The sequence below is a fragment of the Reichenbachiella sp. genome, from assembly GCF_965233835.1.
Taxonomy (GTDB): domain Bacteria; phylum Bacteroidota; class Bacteroidia; order Cytophagales; family Cyclobacteriaceae; genus Reichenbachiella.
In genome coordinates, this window is sequence record NZ_OZ247585.1 from 2126897 (window position 1) to 2143955 (window position 17059).

Genomic DNA, 17059 nt, shown 5'->3' on the forward strand with positions numbered 1-17059 from the left:
ATTGACAATGCCAAAATTATTCTCAATACAAGGGAAAGTCCAAAATTATGCCTGGGGCGGAAATTGTTACATCCCCGACCTTTTAAGTATTAGCGCTAAGGAAAAACCTTATGCTGAATACTGGTTAGGTGCACATGTTAATGCACCTGCGGTTTTGACCAGTACAAATACAAGCCTGAGTGAATTTATTCAGGACTGTCCTAAAGAAATTTTAGGAGCTAAAATAGAATCAAAGTTCGGCAGATTGCCATTTCTGTTTAAGGTTTTGGATGTGAATGATATGCTTTCTATTCAGGTACATCCGACTAAAGTAGAGGCGGAAATAGGGTTTGCCAAAGAGAATGAATTAAAAATTCCAATCACTGCTCCACATAGAAACTATAAAGACGATAACCACAAGCCTGAGATCATGGTGGCACTCAGCGAGTTCTGGTTATTGCATGGTTTCTTGCCTGAGGCTAAACTCAAAGAGATACTTACAAATACTGTAGAGCTAAAGAGACTTGTTTCAACTTTTGAAAAAGATGGATACAAAGGCTTATATCAATCGGTAATGGAAGAATCTGAAAAGGGAACAGAAAATACGCTAAGACCATTGATTGAAAGAGTATTGCCGTTGTATGAATCTGGCAAATTGGACAAAGCTTCACCTGATTATTGGGCGGCTAAGGCCTATAAAACTTTCTGTCAAGATGGGAAGCTGGACAAAGGCATTTATTCAATCTACTTTTTCAATATTATTAAAGTAAATCCTGGAGAGGCTGTTTTTCAGGATGCTGGAATTCCACATGCCTACATGGAAGGGCAAAATATGGAACTCATGGCAAATTCTGACAATGTACTCAGAGGGGGGCTCACACCAAAGCATGTCGATGTACCGGAGTTGCTCAAGCACGTCGCCTTCGAAGAGACGCATCCAAATATTATGAAGGGTGAATTACAGGCAGATGGAAAGGAAAAGATTTACAAGAGTCCGGCACCAGATTTTGAGCTAAGTAAAATTGAGTTAACCACTGGAGATGTTTATAGTCACTTATCTGGAACGGCTGAAATTCTTATTGTACTAGACGGAGAGGTCACTATGATTGAATCGAATAAGGAACTTCGTCGAGCAAGAGGAGAATCAGTGTTTATTGCAGCGGAGGCTCAATATGAAATTAAAGCCGCGAGTAACGCAGTTTTATATAAGGCAACAGCTCCCTAAAGATATCAAGAAAGGAAAGCCGATAATGCCGGCTTTCCTATTTGACTTATTGATCCGATTTAACCACGCGAAAGGCTTGACGCAGTTGATCAGTTTTGATTTGGAGAACATAGAATCCACCTTCCAGGTTTGCTCCTAGATTTAATCTACTTTCTCTCGAAGAAATCAATTCATGAAACTTAATAGCACCAGTGAGATCAAATAATGTGACTTCCACTTCTTCGGCCACGAAATCCGTTAGATCCAGTTGAATGAAATCCTTGAACGGGTTAGGATAGATTTTCACACTCCCATAGACACCTTGCGGTTCAGTTGGTCCTGCGGCACCTCCTATGACTTGGATAGCATAATCTTCTACTTCACTAAAGTATTCATCTCCACAAGCATTTACAGTGCCTCCATATAACGCCCTTACGCGAAGCCTTGTAGAACCATTAGTGGCAGAAACTGGTACGTTGAAGTTGGCACTGTAGCTTCCTCCGGTTCCAGAGCCAGATAGCACTTCTTCATTCGCATCGTCGAAGTCACCATCCTGATTCCAGTCGATCCAGGCTTTGGCAGCAGTGCCGCTCCACGTTGTGTGAGGGGTCACTGTGATGGACGTGGATTGGCCACCCGATAGCGTTGTGCTTTGTGAAGTGAAATCCGAATATCCGCCAGATACATACGTAGTACTATTATCAATAGCTCCTATTTCCACTCTTTTGATATATTGACCGCTAGGTGCGCCGTTGTTTACGGTGCAATAGTCTGCTGGAGGATTGGTGGTGTCATCACTGATACTAACCGTATAATCTTCTACCTCAGCATCACCTTGATCTCCGCAGAAAGTTGGTGCAGAGTTGTATTTCATAGAAACGCGCATTCGTGTGCTTCCTATCAAAGCTGAGCCAGGAGGGGTGATATACCCATTTACGGTAGAGTTTGAAGCCGAACCAGCATCAAAGGCCAATTCACCAGCATCTTCAAAGTCACCATCTTGATTGTAATCAATCCAGACTCTGAAATATTCGTTGTAAGCTGAACCGGAGAATCCAGGAGTTAAAGAGATTGAATGACTCTGACTCTTGGTTATCGAAACGGTTTGATTAGTAAAATCCGAGTAAGTCTGTGCATCTGATGAATTTGAAAAATTATCCACCGATACATTGGCGATCCACTCGTAGGAAACTCTATTACCAGCAGATGCGCAATATTCCGGATTGTTAGATCCATTTACGGTAATATAATTTGATTGAGTAATCAAATCACTCCCGCTGGCATTTGATACTTCCAGGGTTACTTCATAGACACCTGCAGTAGGGTAGGTTACTTCAGGGGATTGATCCGTACTGGTTGCAGGAGACCCTCCTTCAAATGTCCAGTTCCAGTTTGTTGGAGAATTTGTGGATTCATCAGAGAAGGTAACCGACTCACCTTCAATAACGGTAGTAACTGAAGCAGAAAATGCCGCTACCGGCGGGTTTCCTGAGTTGCCAGTGGTCTGTCCTGCATTGATCGTGCCTGAAGGGTCCTCATTGTAGGCATAGTCGTGAATAGTAAATGAATCACCATTGGCTGAAACAGTAACTCTGAACCACCCATGAATATTCAAACCTTGATTGTTCGTGACTTGGAAGCCAATATATCCTGAAGTGCCGTCCCATACGGTGTATTCGCTGGAGCGCAAATCATGTTCATCTGGATAAGCACCACCGGCCACCCAGTTGGATGATGCACTGATTGGATCTCCAGCGTTCAACTTCGAAAGGTTTCGTGTAGTTCCTTCACAAATCATTGATTTAGTGTAGGTTTCTAATCTAAGCTTTCCGTTGTCGTACCAAACACCAAAGTCATGTCCTCCGGTGTTAATCGTAAAATGAGTCCATGTGGAGGAAGCACTGGCTGATACATCTGCCATGTCCTCATATACAATTTGATAAGGGTCGATAAATTGGATAGCCATGGTAAGTGTAGGACTGAACAAACTACCGGCACCACCGGAAATAGCAGGGTTCAAAAAGGTAACTGAAAGATCGGTGAGGCTGTTGGCTTCGCTGTGACTGTTTGCTGAACCGGTAAGGGTGAAAGTGGCTGAAGTGCTATTACTAACATCAATAGAAATACTCAGGCCGGCTGGTAGATTAGCTGTTGTATAGTGTACGCCTTCTGTTAGGGTACCAGTGGTAGCAAAGGAAGCTCCGTTTTCTGCTGTAATATTAGCTTGAGCGTTTACAGTACCATTGTTGCTTGACTCTTCTTGAAACGAAGTGGACGATAAAAGTAGGTGAGCACCTATGCCGTCTACACCTGTAGCTGCCAGATTAGAAGGTTGCCATAGGGGCTGGCGGGAAGAGTGACCCAGTGCCGCTTCCATTCGGGCTACCTGACCTTGGGTGAACATTCTGTAGCACTCCGAATAATCCATAAAATTCTCACCGTTGGCAGGACCGGCACCCGAACAGGTTTCTATCGTGTAGTTGCACGTTCCAGCATTAGAAGTGGTGGATGGTGTATCGTTTACATTGTCTCCCGGAGCGGCACAGCCGTTGTCAAAAGTATGTGCCAGATTGAGGTAGTGACCAAACTCATGGGTCAATACTCTTCTAAAATTCTCACTGGTATTGGTGCCTAAATATCTGCCGTTGTATACCACACGTGCCAGATTGTTGTCTGTCATCCACTGATCGGGATACCAGGCTACGCCGGAGTTGTTAGTCGAACCGTCATCATATAAGTCCAGCATGATGTAGATGTTCATGTATTTGTTGTTGTCCCAGGCGTATTGCTGGATTTGACTGTCATAGCCGCCTCCATTGCCGAAGCCTGAGCGTACTGGATTCCAGGTAATACCTGTCGTTGCGTTTCCGTTGGGATCAATTTTTGCCAAAGCAAAGTCAATATCCAATGTGGCTTTTCTACCACTGAAATAGGCGGAAACATCACCGTAGTCATTGTTCAGGCCATTGAAGTCTTCATTGGTCTTTTGCAATGCATCTTCGATAATGGCCTGCGTAACGGAAGACCCCAGGAAATCCGTTCCGAAAACATGAAAGACCACTGGTATGGTATACGAGGTGGCAGCTGTTCGCTGATTCGACTGTTGTTTACTGAAAAATTTGGTTAGTTGGTTGAACTCCTGAGCCCTTTGTTGAGCGTCAGGTCTGGCTCGATAGAGCTCTTCCATAGCCTTGGAAGTACCACAGCCGATGCCTTCGGGCTGTTGTGCCATCAAGGAGGACTGGTTGAAAATAATTGATCCTATAAGGACCATCATAAAGAATAAAATACCTCTCATAGATTTGTTGGTTAATGAAAAAAAGTTTTTACAAACCGTAAATTCTATGCTATCTGAGGTAGTATCAAGTAATAAATTAACGACTGCTAATAGAATCTTAGCAGAATGGTATAAAATTCCGTATATGAATTAAATGTTGAAGTAAAATTTTGATTTTCAAGTGCAAAACAAAGAATGTTTTGAGCTTGATGTTATCTGCCTTGCAGTTGTTGATTTTGATAAGATCTCACCACATGGCCTAGGGTGAATCCCTGGTAGATTACTGAGCAAACTACCACCACATAAGTCATGGTAACTATGATCTCCTGACCCGGAAATCCAGACAGCGATAATGACACCGCTACAGGCAATCCTCCTCGCAGAGCACCCCAGGAAAGTACGGAGACAGTTCCCTTATCGAAAGCATGGCTTGACGATAATAATTTGATAGGAAGGAATACACTAACCCAACGGGCAAACAATACGATATTCAAAGCAAAAAAGCCAGCAGCAAAAAAGTCTAATCTTAATGGAATCACCAGCATTTCAAATCCAATGAGAACGAAAAGCATGGCCGCTAAAGATTCTTCCATCAATTGCCAAAATTTAAACACGTAGTAGCCTACTGCGCTTTCCCCGTCTGTACTTTTTTCTGAGTTTCTAATCACCAAGCCGGACATTACTGCTACCAGCATGGAGGATACATTGAAATAATTGGCAGTGTAAGAGCCAACCATCACAAGTGCCATGGTGATCAATACTTCGACCTGTGCCTCATCATTATCTATGTACTTCAGAGCCTGATAACCCAACCATCCAAAAAACAAACCGACAATAAGTCCACCACCCAATTCTCTAAGCATTACCCAGATAGAACTACCAATGCTCAGACTACCGGAAACCTCTTGTTCTCTAAATAAACTCACAAAAAATAGTGCCAAAACGATGGCGATACCACCATTGAGCAATGCTTCTCCAGAAATTTTATTTTCCAACTCAGTGGACAACTTATGCCTATGAATAATCTTGGTAATAGCCACCGGGTCTGTGGAGGAAATGAGTGCGCCAAACACCAAACTGCCGAGATAGCTCAATTCAATGTTCATGAAATCGAGCAAATAATAAATCAAAGTGCCTATTACAAAGGTGGAAATAAGTACTCCAAAAAATGCCAATACAATGACAGGGATCAACTGATCGCCCAGTTTGCCAAAATCTATGTTAAGCGCTCCGGCAAAAAGCATAACACTTAAAACAAACCGTACGAGTACGTCTTCCATATCATAGGCCTTGACCTGTTCGGCTAAGTGATACTCAGGAAAAACCATCCCAAAAATTAGAACGATAAAGGAGAGTAATAGGGCCAAAATACTTAGTCCAATGGACGAAGGAAGTTTCAGGTAAAAGGTGTTGATAAAAATGAATAAACCTGAGAAAAATATGAGTACGGCAATAATGTCGAATATGTGCATAGGTCATTTTTTAAAGGAAATTAGCCACAATACGGGCAATTTCAAGGCACTAAGTTACTTGTTTCACGTTTAGTACGGTCTCTGCAAATTTTTGTATTCTACCCTCAGTATAAATACGGAGACTCAAATGAGTTTCAAGTGGGCAGCTTTTTTGATTAATTCAGCTGTATTCTGCACGCTAAGCTTTTTCATCATGTTTACGCGATGAGTATCTACCGTTCTGGCACTTACAAATAGCTGATCAGCGATTTCCTTGGTTGTGCGTCCTTCAGACACCAATTCGAGTACCTCCATTTCACGGTCAGAGAGCTTCTTGTGTGATTCACCTTCGAGCGCCATATTGCCAATCATGAGTTCTGAAATCTCGCTGTTGAAATATTTCTTACCCAAAGCTACGGCCTCTATCGCTGCAATGAGTTCGTTTTCATCGGCGTTTTTGATCAAGTAGCCAAAGGCACCGTTGCGAACGGCCTTTACTACGTATTGCCCTTCTGCGTGCATGGTGAGCACGATAAATTTTGATTCGGGGTATTTGTCTCTTGCTGTTTTTATCGCATCCAAACCATTGGTCTCAGGCATAGAAATATCCATAAGCACGACATGGGGAGCGGATTTATCCATCAGCTCGAACAGTTCACTGGCAGAAGCTGCTTCGCCAATAATATCCAGCGATTCATTTTTAGAAAGTAAGGCGATGATGCCCTCTCGAAACAACTGATGGTCGTCGGCTACAATGATTTTGATTTTACTCATTCGATTGGTATTTCAATTTCTAAAGTGGTTCCGGTAGGTTGGCTGTCAATATCTAAGGTTCCGTTGGCTAACTTAACTCTTTCTTTCATATTACGGAGTCCGTTGCCATTCGTGCTTTTTTTCGGGTCAAACCCAATACCATTGTCGGACACAAAGAAACTTACTCTATTGTCAAAAGCCGTGATTGACAGTTTTATTTCCTTAGCCTTCGAATGTTTGATGGCATTGTTGATGGATTCTTGAGCTACGCGATAAAGAGTGATTTGGATCGAATCGTCTATTTTGGCCTCACTGGGCATATCATTTTTGTATCGAATTTTGATGTCCGAGCTCTTATTGATCTGATCCACCAAATTTCCAATCGCTTCACCAGCGCCAAAGTCGGCGAGTACGCTTGGCATGAGATTGTTGGACATCCGGCGTACTTCTTTGATGGTTTCGTCAATATGATTGAGAATGTTCTTTTTCGTGGGGACAGAAAGGTTTGTCGACTGGATGCTCATTTTCATGGTGGTGAGCATGGGACCCAATCCGTCATGCATTTCTTTCGAAAGCCTGGAACGTTCACCTTCTTCTCCGTTCAGGATGGATCTTTGATTTTCCACCAGTAGACGCTGCTCGTTTTCATGATACTCCTGAAGTTTTTCTTTCATTTGCATAAGTGCCTGTCCCAGTTTGTCATCCTCACTAAGCAGTTGATAGGAAGCATCAAAATTTCCAGCTCCTATTTTACCGGCAAATACTATGGTTTCATTCAGGGCATTTACCAGTTTGTTCAAAGCGTCGAACATGTGTCCGATTTCATCATCACGACTCTGAGGTGATTTAATGGGATCCAGAATGCCCTTGGACATATCCGTCAGTTTTTGCTCCATTTCTACGATGGGGCTTACCATTTTTTTAGACAAATAATAGGAGCCAATCAGGACCGCAAAGATGATCACCAGAATCATGATCATGAGATTGTTTTTCAATTCCTCTAGTGGAAAAAGAGCTTCCTGATGGTTGATCTCAGTGAGAATGACCCACTTCAGTCCACTCAACTCTATTTTTTCATAACTACTAAATACTTGGGTGCCACGGTAGTCGTAGATCAAATCTTCACCGGGTTCATTGTTCAGTGCTCTCAGTACGCCGTCAGATTTTACAGTTACGTTTTTTGGACTGTCTCTCAAAAAACGGGATTTAGTTCTCAATTTAAAATCACTTCCCACAATATAGGATTCACCAGTCTGCCCCAGCCCGGTACGTTCGAGCAGAATGCCTTGTATCTCCGATTCTTCGGCCAAAGCAATCAAAAAACCGCCTTGAATCTGAGTGATGAACCCAATGGTGATTTCATGTGATGGATTGTGTTGGGTGAGGTCGAACAAAGTGATTCTATCACTAACGCCACCAAGCATGGTTCTTATGGGGTAGCCCAATAGCGAATCCGGCACAGTAGCATAGATGCCTTCGTGAAAAAAAAGCGGTGAAGGTTCGGTATTATCTGGATTTTTTGAGCGAAGTCGGAAAGCTTCATATCGCTCGTTTAGCTCTTTTCTGATCTTTACAATTTTCAACTGTTTCACCGAGGAGAGCTGTAAGAGCACCCTTTCCTTCAGGGCAGAGTCAAACTGGACATAAAACAAATAGGAGATAAATGCTGAGACGACCAGTAGCAACCCGATCATGGTCAGGGCAAGCTTATTGCCAATATTGAGTCGATGAAACAGCATAGTACAATGATAGGGGTTCTTTTTGGATCAAAGAAAAGAAGGGTTTTAGTAATATCCAATACGTATTTACTGCAACGGGCCGTCGAATATTTTATATCTTTCCTAAAATTCATCACTAGAATCCAATATGACGAAACCTACAGAACCCATACTCATAGCGGCCTTCAGTCCCAAAATAAAACTGTACACGTTGCTCACGGTTTCCTTTTTCATGACCCTCTCTGTTTTTGGTATCGTCTTGTTACCCATATGGTTTTTAGGCTTGGGCCAATACATCAGTCGGAGGTATTATGAGAGTCTGAGTTGCTCACTGACGGCCCATCATTTGCAATTCAAAAAAGGAGTGATGTTCAAAGTGGAGAAAACCATTCCGCTCGAGAATATTCAGGACCTGACATTCATAGAAAACCCCATATTGAAGTTCCTTCAACTCAAAATCCTAAAGATAGAAACCGCCAGTCAGGGCAACCCCATGAAAAGCGATATGCAGCTAGTAGGCATCATAGAAGCTGATAATTTTAAAAATTCAGTCCTCGCCCAGCGAGAAAAATTATCTAGGAGAACCTCTAGTGATGGCAACAAGGATGATTCAAGTGAGGTGGTGGATTTACTGAGGGATATTAAGGATATCCTTACTGATATTAGGAATAAGTAATGCGTACTTTGAGATAGGTTATTCCTAGTTTTGAGAAATATACACATTATGTGTGACATTCATTTGTCACCATCAATTATCTTCAAAATGCCAAAAAACTTCTTAATATTAATCTCTCTAGTAGTCTTTGGATGTAACCGCAAACATGATGCAATAGAAGGAAGAGTTTGGTATCCTGTAAAGATCGAAAGCAACTACTACCCTTCAGCCTTAGGATTGTACGCTTTTGAATTTGGCAGTGATTCAACGTTAACCAAATACACGCTTGGAACTCAACATAAGGTTTCATCAACTCTTAGTAGAACTGAAGATGAGATAACTTTCAATATAGAACAAGATTCTATCACCGTAACCTACACAGTTTCAGGTAGCAATCTTATCATCAATTTCGACTCAGCGACGACTGTTTATTATTCCGATTCTTTCTACTTAAATAATACTGACTTAACAGAAAAACTAGATCAAATATTAGTTTCCAAGTCATGGCAACTTAACAACGACTTAATTGAATTTCATGAGTCGCTGGATAAGGGTTACATAAAGTTTGAATTGCATGATGAACTATTAGATGCCACTTTTCATTTTAAGAATAGCAACTATTACATTGATCATGAAGTTTTTGCATGGGGAACGAACTACTTTAAAGGACTGAATTTCTTGGTATTTGGCAACACAATCGGAGACATTGAAAATCAATTTTTTATTATCGAATCTGTCACGGACTCCTTGATAAGTGGATATAAGTTTGATAAAGAAGGGCAACAGCAGATGGTTCAATTATTTGCAATGGATAATCAAAATCTAAAACCAGCAATAATTGGTAGCTGGAACATAAGTTCATTTGAAGAGATTTCTAGTGACTTGAATGAGCTTTGGGACACTTTTGGAACTCAGAAGGGGATCAATGTTTCCGATCTTGACAATATGAACCTCTCATTCAAATTCAATTCCGACAGCAGTTTTCATTTTTTATCAGGAAACAAAGTTATCTCTATGGGTAAATGGCATTTTGACATTTCAGGAAATGTTATTTACCTGATAGCTGAAAATGAAGATCAAGAAGGCATGAGTTACCGAACTACATATTTAAGCGTAATTTCTTTGAATGATCACGAGCTAGTCGTGTATAAGAAGGAAGATATTATACAAGCAAAGCGAGGAGGATTCCAACGTAAAGAGTTCATTGAAACGTATAAAAAAGGTGATAATTGATATTTTCACCCTTGTTGGTGTTGTCACCAACAAGCTTTTTATTTCTTCTTCTTAAAAATATCCCAGAAGCGTTTTTTCTTCTTTTTGGGTTCTTCTTCGGCCTTGTCAGTTTCTTCGTCTTCCAGACCAGTATCTCTATTTTTTTTGAGCTTCTTTCGGAATGTCTTCTGTAGGAAGTTGTCTTCCTGATAAAGCTCACAGTTTAAGTCATTGGCAAAAGGGAAGGAGCTGTGCATCTTCGGCACGAGTTCAGGGTCAGCTTTTACTTTCTGGTAAAACTTCGACCAGATCGGCAGGGCCATGTTGGCGCCCTGACCGTCTTTGATGCTGCTGAAGTGTAAGCCCGGGTTGTCTGCGCCTACCCACACGACGCCCAGCCAGTTGGGCGTATAGCCTACAAACCAGCCGTCAGCGTGGTTTTGTGTGGTGCCTGTCTTGCCAGCGATGGAACCTTGCAGTCCGTACCATCCGCGTAGCCTTCGTGCCGTGCCTTGGTTGGCTACAGACTGCATCATGTTGGTGATTTGTTGGGCGACCTGCTCGGAGACCACTTGTTCTGATGCTTCTAGTTTGTTGGTAAAGATCACCTGCCCCTCAGCATCTTCTATTCGGGTAATGATGACTTGTCCATGTTGCCAGCCTGAGTTGGCGAATGGCGTATAGAGTTTGGTGATTTCCTGCACGGACATATTGGCTACACCTAAGGCGATGGAAGGCACTTCTGGTAAAGCACTTGTGGCTCCCAACTTTTCAGCAAATGCAATTACATTTTCAATACCCGATTCCATCAGCAGCTGTACACTGATGGTATTGATCGAGTGGGTCAATCCTCCGAGTAAGGAATAACTGCCCGAGTAGTCGCCGTCAGAGTTTTGAGGTGTCCAGCTGTCGTATTGGGTATATTCGATTTGTCGATTCGGTATAAAATCGCAGGGGGCATAACCATCCTCCAGAGCCTTGGCATAGACCACCGGCTTGAATACTGATCCTACTTGCCTTTCGGATAAAATATGATCATACTGAGAGGTCTTGAAATCTCGTCCACCTACCCAAGCCAGCACATGGCCATTGTGAGGGTCAGTCACTAAGAATCCAGACTGAAGAGTAGCATCAATTTTTTTAGACCATTTGCCTTGCTGCTTCAGGTCGGTATCAAAAGATTTTTGTAAGCGATCCAAATGGGCGACTACAGCTTCCTGAGCATATTGCTGCATTCGAGAATCTATCGTAGTATAAATTTTTAAACCATCTGTATCGAGATTGTAACTTTCGCCATCTTCATTCGGATTTTCGTCTAGCCACTTTTGGATGCGCTGCCTGAGGTGCTGGGTAAGGTGTTGGGCCGAATGTGCTTCGTTGATGTTTCGATGGTAATCAATCTCAAGCGGTAGCTCCTTGAGCTCAGTTGCCTGTTCGGAGGTCAGATAACCTGCTTTCTCCATTTGTCCCAACACCACATTTCTTCTGGTTTTGGAGCGTTCAGGATTAAGTCTGGGATTGTAGGAGTGAGGAGCCTTGAGCATTCCGATGAGCACGGCTGCTTGTTCGGTCTTGACCTCAGCTGGAGAGCTAGAAAAGAAACGCTCGCAGGCGGTTTTGATCCCATAAGTATCTTCTCCGAAGGATACGGTGTTGAGATACAGCTCAAGAATTTCATCTTTGCTATAAACCTCGTTGAGTTTGTTGGCGATGGCTGCTTCTCTGGCTTTCACCGCGGGCATGGTCAGCCACCCGTAGTCTTTTCGACCAAATACATTTTTTACGAGTTGCTGACTGATGGTACTACCACCTCCGGCATTTTGTCCTAGGATAATCGACTTCACCAACACGCGCAGCATGCCCTGATGGTCCACCCCTCGATGTTCGTAGAACCGAGAATCTTCGGTAGCCACAAGTGCATGTACCAGATTTGGAGAAATATCATCCAGCTTAACTTCAGATCTGTTTTCCAGAAAATATCGACCGATCAACTGGTCATCCTGACTGTAGACTTCAGAAGCCTGGGAATTGATCAGGTTCTCCAAATCATCATTACTCGGCATAGGGCCAAATACGCCCGAGTGCACGGCACTAAAGAACAGAATAAAGAGCACCAATCCAAAGGCCAGAAGTCTTAACGACCAATTGATCAATAGGCTCAGTGTACTAGCTTGATCTTTCTTTTTACGATTTGATTTCTTTCCTTTTTTACTTGTCATGCGCTGGTAAATCGAATGCAATATTCTTGAAATATTTGATCAAATGGTAGCCTCATGAAAATATCTTCCGACCTAGTATGAAGCAACGTATCAAATCATGATTGTTGTCATTTTTTAAAAAGAAATTTGAGAAGTTGGTAATCCTTTCATTCGCTTTATCGTATTTTTACAATAAATATAAATGACATGAGCACATCTGAAGAATTAAAACAAATCGTAAAGGATAAATATGCAAAGATAGCCACCCAAGAAACGGCGGTTAATGCATCCTCCTGCTGTGGGGCTACTGCATCCTCTGGAGAGGTTTACAATATCATGACCGATGATTACAGTGAGATGGAAGGATATGAGGCCGATGCTGATTTGGCACTGGGCTGCGGACTACCCACGGCCTTTGCCAATATTCAAAAAGGCGATACGGTGATAGATCTCGGATCAGGTGCTGGCAATGATTGTTTCATCGCTAGACATGAAACAGGAGAGACGGGAAAAGTTATTGGAGTAGACTTTACTGAGCCTATGATCGAAAAGGCTAGAATGAATGCAGATAAACTGGGCTACAACAATGTAGAGTTTCGCTACGACGACATTGAAAAGATGCCAGTAGCTGAAAATACTGCGGATGTGATAGTGAGTAACTGTGTCTTGAATTTAGTTCCAAATAAGAAGAATGTCATTGCTGAGATTTTCCGTGTACTCAAGCCTGGTGGTCACTTCAGTATATCTGATATAGTGTTGGTAGGTGAATTACCAGAGGCTCTTCAGCACGATGCGGAAATGTATGCCGGCTGTGTGTCAGGTGCCATACAGAAAGACGAGTACCTAGGCTATATCAAGAATCAGGGGTTCTCTAATGTCACGATTCAAAAGGAAAAGGCCATTGATATTCCTAACGATATCCTGTCTAAATATTTGAATGAAGACGAGTTAGCTCAGTTTAGATCAGGCACCACAGGCATCTTTAGTGTGACAGTTTACGCAGAGAAACCAGGCGCAAAGTCGGACAAGCCAAGAGTAAAACTTTCGGAGTTGCAAAACAGCTGCGAACCTGGAAGTGGCTGTTGCTAATATTTCAGACGTTTGTCGGAGACAACTCCAACAAAGGTGAAAAGCATTGCTAGCTTTTCCCAAAGGTCCTAACTGTTGGATAACTCTGTAATTCTGAGGAAAAGTGAAAGTTTTATGATTCAGCGGCATTATTCATTTTAGATTTTTGAACTTTAAAATCAGATAAGAAACAAAAAGTGTTTGAGCCCTCGTTGGAGTGAAATTCATTGGGAATATTGATCTGGGCGAGTTTCTTTTGTTTCCTGATTTGGAGGTTCAAAAAGCGTAAAAAAATGAATACAGCCTAGATTTTTGACGGTTCGCCGCCGCGACTACTTTTCATCAATGGAAAAGTAGTGCCTGCCGGCGAGGCAAAGGCATGTTAAACGCACATTAAACGCATATAGTTTGTGACACTCGCTTTGGATCGATAGATCTAATAGATACAAAACAATATTGGTCTATTAAGCTATCATCCCCCCCAACTTTAAAGACTGATCCTAACTGTTCACACTCACCTCAATAAACTTCGAAGCAGGCGTATTACTTTCTTTCGCCACATGATCGATAGGAACAAGCACATTCGTTTCTGGAAAGTAAGCACCTAAGCAGCCTTTGGCTATGTCGTATTGGATCACTTTGAAGTTTCGGGCTTCACGAGTTTCTTTTCCGTAATGGCCAGTCAGGTGAACCACCTGTTCCTTTTCGAATCCATGCTTTTGCATGTCTTTAGGATTCATGAGTAGCACTCTTCGTTCATTGTGGATTCCACGATAACGATCATGCATGCCATAAATCGTAGTGTTGAATTGATCATGAGAGCGAATTGTCATCAAAACAAAATGATTAGGGTCGATCGTATTTTTGGGCAATGGGTTGATGGTGAATAGAGCCTTTTGGGATTCGGTGTTGAACTCACCATTTCGAGCGCCATTGGGTAAATAAAATCCTCCTTTTATTCGCACTTTTTTATTGTAGTCCTCAAACCCGGGAATAACGGCTGTAATATGATATCTGATGTGATCATAGTTCGAAATCATACGATTCCAGTCTGTTTGAGTATTGGATAGCGAAGTCTTGGCTAATCCAGCAACAATCGCAGGTTCACTTTTTAAGTATGGAGAGGCTGGCTCAAAACTGCCCTCACTCTTTTGCACCACCCCCATGGAGTTTTCAGTAGTAATAAATTGAGGTTTTCCATTTTGAAAGTCTTTCTCAGATCGAGAAAGGCAAGGCAGGATAATGGCCTCTTCACCTGTGACCAAATGGGATCGGTTAAGTTTGGTGGAAATTTGAACAGTCAGGTCACACTTTTGTATGGCTTCACCTGTAAATTGACTGTCAGGGGTAGCAGAGATGAAATTGCCCCCCATACCAATGAAAACTTTCACTTGACCTTCGTGCATCGCACGGATGGTTTCTACCGTGTCGAAACCGTGCGCTCTGGGACTATTGATTTTAAATTCTTCGTCAAGTTTAGCCAGGAACGCTTCTTTTGGCTTTTCCCAAATGCCCATGGTTCGGTCACCTTGGACATTGCTATGTCCACGTACCGGGCAGGTACCAGCACCTGGCTTTCCGATACTGCCTTTGAGTAAGAGGATATTGACTATCTCCTGCACGTTTTGCACCCCATTCTCATGTTGGGTAAGTCCCATGGCCCAGCAGAAGATGATTTTCTTTTTGGCGATTAGTAAGTCTGCAAATTTTCGAACTTCCGTATCAGTAAGTCCACTTTCTGTCACACAGGTTCCAAAGTCAGCTTCATGCAAATGCTGAATCAAAGCCTGATAGTTATCGCATTTTCTTTCTATAAATTCATGGTCAAACACGGTATCTGGACGGTCTTCTTCGGCTTTGAGCATCAAGAGCAAAGCGGCCTTGAGTAAGGCAACGTCACCGTTGATTTTCACTTGCAGGTACAAGTCCTCTAGCTTAGTACCACCTTTCAATATTTTTAATGGATTCTGAGGATCAATAAATACATTGGTGCCAGCTTCGTGTATGGGGTTTACAGACACTATGGAACCACCGTTCTGTTTGCACTTTTCAAGTGCTGCTAGCATCCGTGGGTGATTGGTGCCAGGGTTTTGCCCAATGACTACAACCAACTCAGATTGATGAATGTCTTCTAAGGTCACGGAGCCTTTACCGATACCCAAAGTTTTACTGAGTCCCGTACCGCTGGATTCGTGGCACATGTTGGAGCAGTCAGGTAGATTATTGGTGCCATATTCTCTCGCAAGCAGTTGGTACATAAAGGCCGCTTCGTTGCTGGTTCGTCCGGAGGTGTAAAAGGCTGCTTGATTTGGATTTTCAAGTGATTGCAGCTTGCTGCCTATTTTAGTGAAAGCTTCTTCCCAAGAGATGGGTACATAATGCGAGCTGTCTTTGGCCAGGTAGAAAGGTTCAGTTATTCGTCCGGATTTGCCAACGTGATAGTCATCCCAATGACTAATTTCTTCTACACTATGACTTTTGAAAAAGTCTGCATCTACGCGTTTTTTAGTGGCTTCTTCAGCGATGGCCTTCGCACCATTTTCGCAGTATTCGCCAAGTGCAGAACGCTCCTTATCTGGATCAGGCCAGGCACAACCCGGACAATCAAATCCACCATGCTGATTCATCTTGTTCAGCACCTTAAGTCCATCAATTAATCCAATCTCCTCACTGATGTGTTTCATCGCGGAGGTGACTGCAGGAAGCCCTACAGAACTTTCCGGGGCCTGTCTATATTTGAGCTTAGAAAATTCTTCCGGAGGAACAATCGCAACCTTTCTTGTTTTCATAAGTTTGAAGTTAAACGAAAGTGAAGGGAAAGTAAAGCACATTTGATTCACTTTGAATTTCCTCATTTATATTTATCCATATCGAACTTAAATCACATGATCTTACCGAGTCCTGAAAACATCCTTTTATTTATTGCTGCTGCCACTATACTTATTGTGGTGCCTGGTCCTGCATTGCTTTATATTTTGACGAAAAGTATCGAGCAAGGGTACAAAGCTGGTTTGGCTTCTGTGCTTGGAGTTGGAGTTGGGGCGATGGTTCATGTAATGGCTGCCGCAGTGGGTATATCTGCTTTGTTGGTAGCTTCGGCCACTGCCTTCTCTATACTCAAGTACGGAGGGGCTGCTTATCTCATCTATTTGGGAGTCAAGAAACTTACAGATAAAACCGCACCTGTCGCACCCGTAGACAATGAAAGAAAGTCATTGAGCAAGATCTTCTATGAAGGTATTGTAGTCAATACGTTAAGCCCAAAATCCGCCATTTTCTTCTTTGCCTTTTTACCTCAGTTTATTAATGCAGACAAGGGAGGAACCACATCTCAGATATTGTTTTTAGGCTTGGTGTTTTTAGTGATTGCCTTTGTAAGCGATATGTGCTATGTATTACTATCTGGCAAGCTGGTGAAGTATTTTAGAACAAGCACCAAGTTTGCCAGCATCCAAAAATACTTGAGTGGATCGATCTATATTGTATTGGGACTTTTGACTTTTATGGTGAATAAGCCGACAAGTTTTGGAGGTTCGAAGTAAGA

The 17059-nt window shown here is 42.5% G+C and carries 11 protein-coding genes; 5 read left to right on the forward strand and 6 right to left on the reverse strand.

Features of this window, described 5'->3' with window-relative positions:
- The first annotated feature begins 7 nt into the window (after window positions 1-7).
- Window positions 8-1204, forward strand: coding sequence for a mannose-6-phosphate isomerase, class I (manA, locus tag ACO6S2_RS09150; protein WP_422362195.1), 1197 nt, complete (start codon window positions 8-10; stop codon window positions 1202-1204).
- A gap of 46 nt (window positions 1205-1250) precedes the next feature.
- Here the strand turns inward: manA and ACO6S2_RS09155 are convergent, their stop codons facing one another.
- The 4 genes from ACO6S2_RS09155 to ACO6S2_RS09170 form a co-directional block, all read right to left on the reverse strand.
- Window positions 1251-4481, reverse strand: a complete 3231-nt coding sequence (locus ACO6S2_RS09155; RefSeq protein WP_422362196.1) for a M43 family zinc metalloprotease — start codon at window positions 4479-4481, stop codon at window positions 1251-1253.
- A 191-nt stretch (window positions 4482-4672) separates the two neighbouring features.
- Window positions 4673-5932, reverse strand: a complete 1260-nt coding sequence (locus ACO6S2_RS09160) for a cation:proton antiporter (protein WP_422362197.1) — start codon at window positions 5930-5932, stop codon at window positions 4673-4675.
- A gap of 123 nt (window positions 5933-6055) precedes the next feature.
- Window positions 6056-6685: a response regulator gene (locus ACO6S2_RS09165; RefSeq protein WP_422362198.1), complete on the reverse strand. Its 630-nt coding sequence runs from the start codon at window positions 6683-6685 to the stop codon at window positions 6056-6058.
- Window positions 6682-8403: an ATP-binding protein gene (locus ACO6S2_RS09170; protein WP_422362199.1), complete on the reverse strand. Its 1722-nt coding sequence runs from the start codon at window positions 8401-8403 to the stop codon at window positions 6682-6684. The genes ACO6S2_RS09165 and ACO6S2_RS09170 overlap by 4 nt, the downstream gene beginning before the upstream one ends.
- A gap of 127 nt (window positions 8404-8530) precedes the next feature.
- Here ACO6S2_RS09170 and ACO6S2_RS09175 point away from each other — a divergent pair, with 127 nt between their 5' ends.
- Together ACO6S2_RS09175 and ACO6S2_RS09180 are read left to right on the forward strand one after the other, a co-directional pair.
- Entirely contained in the window at window positions 8531-9058 is a 528-nt protein-coding gene (locus ACO6S2_RS09175) for a PH domain-containing protein (protein WP_422362200.1), read from the forward strand.
- Window positions 9059-9145: 87 nt separating this feature from the next.
- Entirely contained in the window at window positions 9146-10270 is a 1125-nt protein-coding gene (locus ACO6S2_RS09180; RefSeq protein ID WP_422362201.1) for a hypothetical protein, read from the forward strand.
- Window positions 10271-10308: 38 nt separating this feature from the next.
- Here the strand turns inward: ACO6S2_RS09180 and ACO6S2_RS09185 are convergent, their stop codons facing one another.
- A complete protein-coding gene (locus tag ACO6S2_RS09185; RefSeq protein WP_422362202.1) occupies window positions 10309-12468 on the reverse strand; it encodes a transglycosylase domain-containing protein in 2160 nt (719 codons plus the stop codon).
- 186 nt (window positions 12469-12654) lie between these two features.
- Here ACO6S2_RS09185 and ACO6S2_RS09190 point away from each other — a divergent pair, with 186 nt between their 5' ends.
- Window positions 12655-13536 (forward strand): arsenite methyltransferase, encoded by an 882-nt coding sequence (locus tag ACO6S2_RS09190; protein ID WP_422362203.1) that lies wholly within the window; start codon window positions 12655-12657, stop codon window positions 13534-13536.
- Window positions 13537-14015: 479 nt separating this feature from the next.
- Here ACO6S2_RS09190 and ACO6S2_RS09195 read toward each other — a convergent pair whose 3' ends face one another.
- The gene (locus ACO6S2_RS09195; protein WP_422362204.1) at window positions 14016-16304 is read right to left on the reverse strand and encodes an FdhF/YdeP family oxidoreductase; all 2289 of its coding nucleotides are present in this window, start codon (window positions 16302-16304) and stop codon (window positions 14016-14018) included.
- 96 nt (window positions 16305-16400) lie between these two features.
- Between ACO6S2_RS09195 and ACO6S2_RS09200 the strand changes: the two genes are divergently transcribed.
- Window positions 16401-17057, forward strand: coding sequence for a LysE family translocator (locus ACO6S2_RS09200; RefSeq protein WP_422362205.1), 657 nt, complete (start codon window positions 16401-16403; stop codon window positions 17055-17057).
- The last annotated feature ends 2 nt before the right edge of the window (window positions 17058-17059 follow it).